The sequence below is a fragment of the Streptomyces sp. NPDC048411 genome (assembly GCF_040704695.1).
In the GTDB taxonomy this organism is placed as follows: domain Bacteria; phylum Actinomycetota; class Actinomycetes; order Streptomycetales; family Streptomycetaceae; genus Streptomyces.
Window position 1 is genome coordinate 23,956 of sequence record NZ_JBEZKL010000083.1, and the last position, 8,323, is coordinate 32,278.

At 69.0% G+C, this 8,323-nt stretch carries 7 protein-coding genes and 1 pseudogene; 5 read left to right on the plus strand and 3 right to left on the minus strand.

What is annotated here, in order from left to right:
• The first annotated feature begins 104 nt into the window (after positions 1–104).
• Complete coding sequence (locus AB0915_RS25620; protein WP_366693304.1) at positions 105–1,034, plus strand: YihY/virulence factor BrkB family protein; 930 nt, start codon at positions 105–107, stop codon at positions 1,032–1,034.
• Here AB0915_RS25620 and AB0915_RS25625 read toward each other — a convergent pair.
• Positions 982–2,244 carry a D-alanyl-D-alanine carboxypeptidase gene (locus tag AB0915_RS25625; RefSeq protein ID WP_366693305.1) on the minus strand — a complete coding sequence of 421 codons (1,263 nt, stop codon included), beginning with the start codon at positions 2,242–2,244 and terminating at the stop codon, positions 982–984. The genes AB0915_RS25620 and AB0915_RS25625 overlap by 53 nt on opposite strands.
• A 121-nt stretch (positions 2,245–2,365) precedes the next feature.
• On the opposite strand from AB0915_RS25625, the gene AB0915_RS25630 reads away from it, so the two are divergent.
• From AB0915_RS25630 to AB0915_RS25640, 3 genes are all read left to right on the plus strand, one after another.
• Positions 2,366–2,611 (plus strand): hypothetical protein, encoded by a 246-nt coding sequence (locus AB0915_RS25630; protein WP_366693306.1) that lies wholly within the window; start codon positions 2,366–2,368, stop codon positions 2,609–2,611.
• A 79-nt stretch (positions 2,612–2,690) separates the two neighbouring features.
• A complete protein-coding gene (locus AB0915_RS25635; protein ID WP_366693307.1) occupies positions 2,691–3,977 on the plus strand; it encodes a metallophosphoesterase in 1,287 nt (428 codons plus the stop codon).
• Positions 3,978–4,186: 209 nt separating this feature from the next.
• Positions 4,187–5,740 carry an ABC transporter substrate-binding protein gene (locus tag AB0915_RS25640; protein ID WP_366693308.1) on the plus strand — a complete coding sequence of 518 codons (1,554 nt, stop codon included), beginning with the start codon at positions 4,187–4,189 and terminating at the stop codon, positions 5,738–5,740.
• Between the two features lie 135 nt (positions 5,741–5,875).
• On the opposite strand, the gene AB0915_RS25645 is transcribed toward AB0915_RS25640, so the two are convergent.
• Both AB0915_RS25645 and AB0915_RS25650 read right to left on the minus strand, forming a co-directional pair.
• Entirely contained in the window at positions 5,876–6,616 is a 741-nt protein-coding gene (locus tag AB0915_RS25645; protein ID WP_366693309.1) for a TetR family transcriptional regulator, read from the minus strand.
• Positions 6,617–6,734: 118 nt separating this feature from the next.
• Entirely contained in the window at positions 6,735–7,973 is a 1,239-nt protein-coding gene (locus AB0915_RS25650; RefSeq protein ID WP_366693310.1) for an MFS transporter, read from the minus strand.
• A gap of 88 nt (positions 7,974–8,061) precedes the next feature.
• Here AB0915_RS25650 and AB0915_RS25655 point away from each other — a divergent pair.
• Positions 8,062–8,323 (plus strand): annotated as a pseudogene (locus tag AB0915_RS25655) (MarR family transcriptional regulator); the annotation flags it as partial.

Sequence of the window (8,323 nt, forward strand, 5' to 3'; positions counted from 1 at the left end):
GCCGTCCGGCCATGTCGCCCACGGGGCCGGCCCGACACCACCCCGGCGCCCGCGCCCGGGGCCCGTACACCGGCTTTCCGCGCCCAGGAGGGTACGCGCACGTCATGGACTGGCTGAAGAATCTCCCCGTCATCGGGCCGCTTGTCGCCCGGCTGATGATGACGCACGCCTGGCGCTCGTACGAACGGCTGGACCTGGTGCACTGGGCCAGGCTCGCCGCTGCGATCACCTTCATCAGCTTCCTGGCGCTCTTCCCGCTGATCGCGGTCGGCGCGGCGATCGGCGCCGCGCTGCTCTCCGACGAGCAACTGCACAAGATCGAGAAGACGATCGCCGACCAGGTGCCGGGCATCTCCGACCAGCTGGGCATCAGCAATCTGGTGGCCAATGCGGGCACGGTCGGGCTGGTCGCCGCTGCGCTGCTGCTCTTCACCGGCGTCGGCTGGATCGGTGCGATGCGGGGCTGCCTGCGCGCGGTCTGGGAGAAGGACGATGTGGACCAGGGCAATCCGGTCGTCCGTAAGCTCAAGGATGCCGGACTGCTGATCGGCCTCGGCGGAGCCGCGCTCGTCACCCTTGCCGCCTCCACGGCGGGCTCCACCGCGATCGGCTGGACCGCCGGCCTGGTGGGCATCCCCAACCGTGGCGCGGGCGGAGTGCTGCTGCAGACCGCGGCCCTGCTCGTGGCGGCCGTGGCCGACTTCCTGCTGCTGCTCTATCTGCTGACACTGCTGCCGGGCGTGAAGCCGCCGCGGCGCAGGCTGCTGACAGCGGCGGTGATCGGCGCGATCGGCTTCGAACTGCTCAAGCTGTTGCTCGGCGGCTATATGAAGAGTGTCGCGTCGAAGAGCGTGTACGGCGCCTTCGGTGTGCCGATCGCCCTCCTGCTGTGGATCAACTTCACGGCGAAGCTGCTGCTGTTCTGCGCCGCCTGGACGGCGACGCGGAGCAGCAAGGACATCAGGGAGGGCGTCGCGGACGTCAGCGGCGAGGACGGCGGCGCACCAGGTCCGGCAGCGGCCAGCGCCGGTTGACCAGGAACACGCCGCCGGCCAGCAGAACCAGCACCGCGCCGACGATCCCCAGTGCGACCCCGGCTCCGCTGGAGCCCTTGGCGGCCGTACTGTGCTTGCCCGCATCGTCGTTTTCCGAGCCGGAGATGCCCGCGGCGCTGTCGCCGTTGGTCGGTTCCGCGCTCTTCCCGGTGCCCGTCTGTGCGGACTTCGGGGGCACCAGTTCGCCGACCGGGGTCACTTTTCCGGCCGCGTCGAAGCCCCAGTCGAGCAGGCTCGCGGCCTCCTTGTAGACGGCGTGGGGCTCCTTCGACGACGGGTGCATGACGGTGACGAGCAGCACCTTGCCGTTGCGCTCGGCGACGCCCGTGAAGGTGTTGCCCGCATGCGTGGTGTAGCCGTTCTTGACGCCTGCGATGCCCTTGTACGGCTCGACGCCGCCGACGCCGGTGAGCAGCCGGTTGGTGTTCTGGATCTCAAAGGTCCCGCGCTTCTTCCCCTTCTTCTTCTCCCCGGGGAATTCGGCCGTGGCCGTCGAGCAGTAGTCGCGGAAGTCCTTCTTCTGCAGCCCGCTGCGGGCGAACAGGGTGAGGTCGTACGCGCTGGAGACCTGTTCGGGTGCGTCGTAACCGTCGGGAGACACGACGTTCGTGTCGAGGGCCTGCAGCTCTTCGGCGTGCGCCCGCATGGCGGCGACGGCCCTGGGCACGCCTCCGTACATCGCGGACAGCACATGTACCGCGTCGTTGCCGGAGCGCAGGAAGACGCCGAGCCACAGGTCGTGGACCGTGTAGGTCAGGTGCTCCTTGACGCCGACCAGGCTGCTGCCCTCGCCGACACCGGCGAGGTCCTTGCCCGTCACCTCGTGCTGCAGGGTCTTCGGCTGCAGTTCGGGCGAGTCCATGACCGTGTCGGCGAACAGCATCTTCAGGGTGGACGCGGGGGGCAGCCGCCAGTGCGAGTTGTGCGAGGCGAGCACCTCACCGCTCTCCGCGTCCGCGACGATCCAGGACCGCCCGGTGAGGTCCTTCGGCAGCACCGGGGCGCCGGGACCGAGTTCGACCTGGGTGCCGACCCGGCCGAGCTTCGCGCCGCCGACGTTCGACATGGGGGTGGTCGGCTTCGGGTCGTCGGCGGTGTCCTTGTCGACCGCTGATGCGGGACTGATGACAAGAGTGGACAGCAGAGCGGCGGAGATGACCGTCAGCGCGGTCTTTTTCAGAGCGGGCACGGTCGGAAACGTACAGGCTGATGATGTGACGAGTGTTGCGGACCTGCTGACCGGCCATCCGCGACGCTGGGACAGCCCACCCCGGGCGCTCCGGCCGGAGCGCGGCGGCGATACTGGATCCATGAAGCTCAGCCGCCCCGTTTCCTGGTTCCTGCTCGCCTTCGGGGTGTGGAGCTGGGTCATTTGGGTCACTTTCGCCAAGAATCTCTGGAAAGACGGCAGCGGACTTGCCTTCGACGACGTGGGTGACCCGACTGCGTACTTCTGGGTGCATCTGCTGCTCGCCATCACGTCCTTTCTCCTGGGGACGGCGGTCGGTGTGATCGGGTTCCGCGGACTCAGGGCGCTTCGCCGCGAACAGTCATAACCGGCCGAGCGGCGACCGGACATAGGTGTACGAAGCGTCGGCGCACAAGGTGCAGGCGCACCTGGGTGGGGGAGTGCACGTGGCAGTGGTCTTCGTTCCGGTGGCGCTGGTGGTCCTCGCGCTGCTCGTCGGTGTGCACCGCTATGTGTGGCGCCGCTTCGTCGCCGACACGACGGCCCCGGGCGGCACGCTGCGCCGGGTGGGCACGGCGGCGGTCTGGCTGCTGCCGCTGCTGAGCGTCGGCGCCCTGGTCTCCGGGTGGGCGGGCGCCCCGTTCTGGCTGCAGCAGGTGCTGGCCTGGCCGGGCTATCTGTGGCTGGCGGCGCTGCTGTACCTGACCCTGGCTCTGCTGGTGGGTGAGGCGGTACGGCCTGTTCTGCGGCGGACCCTCGTGCGCCGGGCGGGCGGCGGTACGGCTGCCGAGAACGATTCGGCTGAAACCGTTTTATCTCAGGTCGAAGTGCCCGCGGCGGAGAACTCCCCGGCCCGTGCACCCGTGAGCGGAACCCCTGCCACCCTCGTCGCCGACGCCCCTGCCGACCCCTCCCGCCGCCTCTTGGTCGCGCGCGCCGTCGGGGGCGCGGCCGCCGTCGCCGGGCTCGGCACCGTCGGCTACGGCACCTACGGCGTGCTGTGCGGTCCGCGCGTCAAGCAGGTCACCGTCCCGCTCGCCAAACTGCCGCGCGCCGCACACGGCTTCCGGATCGCTGTCGTCAGCGACATCCACCTTGGCCCGATCCTGGGCCGCGCCCACACCCAGCGGATCGTCGACACGATCAACCGGACCCAGCCCGATCTGATCGCCGTCGTCGGGGACCTCGTCGACGGCTCCGTCGCCGACCTCGGTCCGGCCGCCGAACCGCTCGCCCGGCTGAAGGCCCGCCACGGCGCGTTCTTCGTCACCGGCAACCATGAGTACTTCTCCGGTGCGGCCCAATGGGTCCATCATGTAAGGGAATTGGGGCTGCACCCGCTGGAGAACGCCCGGGTCGAGATCGACGGTTTCGATCTCGCCGGCGTCAATGACGTCGCCGGTCGGAGCGACGGGCAGGGCCCCGATTTCGAGCGCGCCCTGGGCGACCGGGACCGGACCCGCGCCTCCGTCCTCCTCGCACATCAGCCCGTCGTCATCGACGACGCGGTTGCGTACGGCGTGGATCTCCAGCTTTCGGGCCACACCCACGGCGGCCAGCTCTGGCCGGGCAACTACGTCGCCGAACTGGCCAACCCCACGGTCGCCGGCCTGGAACGCTACGGGGATACTCAGTTGTACGTCTCCCGGGGTGCGGGTGCCTGGGGTCCGCCCGTGCGGGTCGGCGCCCCTTCCGACATCACCGTCGTCCACCTGGCGTCCCGTCAGGCGTAACGACATAAAAGGGACGACTCAACTGCACGGCGTCTCCACGGTTTTCAGCCGTTCGACCCAGCGAAGGTTTCAACTGTCGAACAAAAGGCTATGAGATACAGATTTCCTCTTCCAGATGTGAAAATCGTGTGATTGGCTGACCGTGAGCACGGTGATGTGCGTTTCTGAGCACATCTGCCCAGGTGGGGCTGTTAAGGGAGAGCACGGCAATGCGGTCGATCCGGCTACGGATTCTCGCGATTCTCGCGGTTTTGGTCATCGCAGGCGTGGTCGCCTGGCAGTTGCTTCCCTCGAACGAGGCGAAGACTGATCCGATCATGGTCGGGACGACGGACGAGGTGACGTCCCTCGATCCGGCCGGTGCGTACGACGCCGGTTCCTGGGCGATGTACAGCAACCTCTACCAGTCCCTCATGACGTTCAAGTCCGGGGCGATCGTTCCGGAACCGGACGCTGCCGAGAGCTGTGGGTTCATCGGCCAGAAGCTCCAGACGTACCAGTGCAAACTGCGCGACGACCTGACCTTCGCCAGCGGCCGGAAGATCACCGCCGCCGATGTCGAGTACTCCATCGAGCGCATGATCAAGATCAAGACGGACGTCGGCCCGTCGGTCCTGTTCCCCAGCCTGAAGAACGTGGTGTCCGAGGGCCGCACGATCACCTTCAACCTCTCCTCGCGTGACGCGACCTTCCCGCAGAAGCTCGCCACCGGGGCCGGTTCGATCGTCGACCGCGAGGAGTACCCGGCGGACAAGCTCCGCACCGGAACCAAGGTCGACGGCTCGGGGCCGTACGTCCTGAAGTCGTACAAACCGGGTGTCGAGGCGGAACTGGTCCCGAACACCCGGTACAAGGGTGCGCTGAAGAAGACCGGCGTCCCCGTCACCGTCCGCTACTACAAGCAGTCGGACGAGCTCCTGGCGGCCTGGAAGTCCGGACAGGTCCAGGTGACGCACCGGCAGCTGCCGCCGTCCACGCTCGCCGAGCTGAACCCCGGCGACCCCGACATGCGCATCACCGAGGCGGACAGCGCCGAGATCCGCAACCTGGTCTTCAACGTGCGCGCCGGGTCCCCGCTCGCCGACAAGAGGGTCCGGCAGGCCATCGCGTCCATCATCGACCGCGGGCCGCTGGTGGCAGATGTCTACAAGAGCACCGTCGAGCCGCTCTACTCGCTGATCCCGCAGGGCTACATCGGGCACAGCACGCCGTTCTTCGACGCCTACCCGGCGCCCGATCCGGCGCGCGCCAAGCGGCTGATGCAGGAGGCGGGCGTGCAGACCCCGCTGCACATCACCTTCGCCTACCGCGCCGACGACGCGTACACCAAGGAGACCGCCGAGCTCCGTCGCCAGCTGGAGGCGGACGGGCTGTTCAAGGTCTCGGTCAAGGCCGTGGACTGGCAGGACTTCCAGAAGGGTTACGCGGCCGGCAAGTACGACGCGTACACCGTCGGATGGCTGCCCGACTACCCGGACCCCGACACCTTCAGCCAGCCGCTCGTCGGCCGCGACAGCAGCCTTCACAACGGCTACACCAGCAAGAAGATCGACGACCTGATTTCGGCCACGCTGCAGTACAGCGACCGGAGCCGTACCGCGGCGGACTTCAAGGACCTCCAGGCGCTGGTCGGCGAGGACGTGCCGCTCGTGCCGCTGTGGCAGAAGAAGGACTACGTCGTCAGCACGACCGATGTCTCCGGCTCGCAGTACCTGTCGGACGGCACGGGCATCTGGCGGCTGTGGGAACTCAACTGGATCTAGAACGGCACTGAAGATCCTGGCCGGGCTCCCGGCAACTTTTGCCGGGGGCACTGGGTTCTTTCGGATCCGTAAAGGGCCGGGGCCGGCCGGAGACCGCCGCACACCGTGTGCGAGGTCTCCGGCCGGCCCCGGCCCTTACGCCTTCTCCCGGCCCGGCCGCTCGGTGGCCGGCTGCTGCTTCGCCGACCCGGGCAGGAAGTCCGCCAGTACGTCGTGGATCTGCCGTACGAGCGGTCGCAGCACCCGGTACCGGGAGAGTGCGATCGCCCGGGCACCGATCGGTGCGGTGCGCTCGACGAGGCGGCGGCTGCGCTGGGCGCCCTCCGTCCGGTCGTACACCCAGAACAGCACCAGACCCATCTGTATCAGCCACATCAACTGCGGCAGTACGTCGGTCATTTCGGGGTCGGTCTTGGTGCTGGAGCCGCGCAGGCACCGTTCATGAATGGAGATCGCCGCCTCCCGGGCCGCGACCGACTCCTCGGAGAACGGGGAGAGCGGGCTTTCCGGATCGGCGGCGTTCTTGAAGAACTGGGCGGCGAAGCGGTGGTACGGCTCGGCCACGTCGAGCCAGCTGAGCAGTACCCCGCGGATCCGCACGGCCAAGTCCTTGTCGCCTTCCAGGACCGGCTTCACCGCCGCCTCGTGCTCTGCGGCGAGCCGGTCGTAGAAGCTCTGGACGAGAGCGTCTTTCCCCGTGAAGTAGTAGTAGGCGTTGCCGACGGAGACCCCGGCCTCCTGCGCGATGGCCCGCATCGTCGTCTTGTCGTAGCCGCGTTCCTCGAAGAGCCGGAGCGCCGTTTCGAGAATGAGTGTGCGGGTCTGCTCGCTCTTGGGAGCCTTGGCTTCCTTCGCGTCCTTCGCTTCCTTCACCACAGCCCCGAGGGTAGCTGTCGGCCCTGGTCCTCCGTGCCGCGGATCCGGCATGTTCCGTCCCTGGGACCGCGGGCGCCGCCGTCACGTACGCCACGACTGGACCTGTATGTGGACATGTTCAAGCGGGTACTCCGGGGCGCTTGTTACTGGCCGCCCCGGCCGCGGTCGCAGGGGCCCTGAAACGTCGTACGCCCGGTACCGCCGCCGTCGCCAGACAGGCCGCACCGACCGCCACGGCAGCGACGACGAGCGGGACTTCGGGACCCCAGGCCGTGGCGGCGACCGGGGCCAGGGCGTAGCCCAGTGGCATCGCGCCGAGGGAGAGCAGCCAGTCGTACGAGGTCACCCGGGCCAGCGCGTGGGCGGGTACCGCGGACTGGACCGAGGTCTCCCAGACCGGGCCGAGGAAGCCGAGTCCCGCCAGCGCGATGCCGTACCCGGCGATGGTCAGCGGGGCGGGGGCGCCGGCCGCGAGGAGGCCGAGGGGGAGTGCGTACGTGGCGAGGCCCAGGTTGGCGGCCAGAACCGGGCGGCGCGGGCGGGCGCGCCCGGCCAGCAGCGAGCCGAGGAGCAGGCCGACCGCGCCGGTCTGGAGCAGGGCGATCCAGGTGCTCTTCCCGCCCATGTCCTCGATGGCCAGTGCCGGCCCCAGGGTCATCAGGACGGCCGCCGCACCGTTCCACACGGAGTGGGCGATCAGGCTCGTCCAGTACCAGTCGCGGCCGCGGACCTCGCCCCAGCCCTCCTTGAGGTCGGCGAGCATCGAGCGGCGCGGTATCGGCACATGCCGGACCCTGATGGCGGACAGGAGTGCGGCGCTCACCGCGAAGCTCGCACTGTCCAGCACGAACGCCCAGCCGGGGCCCGCGGTGAGGACCAGCGTTCCGGCGACGGCCGGGCCGCCGAGCCGGGTCGCGCTGGTGGCGACCGCCATCAGGGAGTTGGCGCGCAGCAGGCCCGAGGCTTCCACCGTGCCGCGGATCAGCGGCGACGCGGTCGGCATCGCGAAGGCGCCGGCCGCGCCCCCGATCACCTCGGCGACCGCGATCTGCCAGAGCCTCGGTTCACCGCCGAGCAGCTCCACGCCGACGAAGAGCTGGGCGGCGCACCGTACGAGATCGGTGGTGAGCGCCACCGTGCGGGCGTTGAAGCGGTCGCCCATGACGCCGCCGAGCGGCAGCAGGAGCAGCTTGGGCACCATCGCGCACGCCAGCACCAGGGCGAGGGCGGCGGTCGAGCCGGTGGCCAGGTAGACGGCGAGGGAGAGGGCGGCGGGGATGGCGGCGTCGCCGAGGAGGGAGAGGGTGCGTCCGATGAAGAGCAGGCGGAAGGCGCGCGTGCGCAAGGGGTGCGGCATGCGAGGAAATCTATTTCGGCATCGAAATATTCGTCAACAAAATATCTGGCGCCGAAGCACATGTGTACGCCGGGCGTACCCTTTCCTCATGGAGCCACGCGACTGGACCGACGGACATGTCGAGCGGTGGAAGCCCGTGCTTCCCGACCTCGATCCCGATGTCGAGGGCGCGGTGACGCGCATGAAGAAGCTCTCCGTCCACCTTCGGCGGGTGCGTGAACAGTCCCTGGTCGACTTCGACCTGGACCGCCAGGAGTTCGAGACGCTCCACAAGCTCGCCGGACGCGGCGGGAAGGCGGCCCCCTCCGAACTCGCCGCCGACCTCGACCTCGCCCCCGCCTCCGTCACCG

Bases quoted from the DNA above. Each gene is read 5' to 3' on its own strand.
- AB0915_RS25620 (WP_366693304.1), top strand. From the start codon at position 105: ATGGACTGGCTGAAGAATCTCCCCGTCATCGGGCCGCTTGTCGCCCGG.
- AB0915_RS25630 (WP_366693306.1), top strand. From the start codon at position 2,366: ATGAAGCTCAGCCGCCCCGTTTCCTGGTTCCTGCTCGCCTTCGGGGTG.
- AB0915_RS25640 (WP_366693308.1), top strand. From the start codon at position 4,187: ATGCGGTCGATCCGGCTACGGATTCTCGCGATTCTCGCGGTTTTGGTC.
- AB0915_RS25650 (WP_366693310.1), bottom strand. From the start codon at position 7,973: ATGCCGCACCCCTTGCGCACGCGCGCCTTCCGCCTGCTCTTCATCGGA.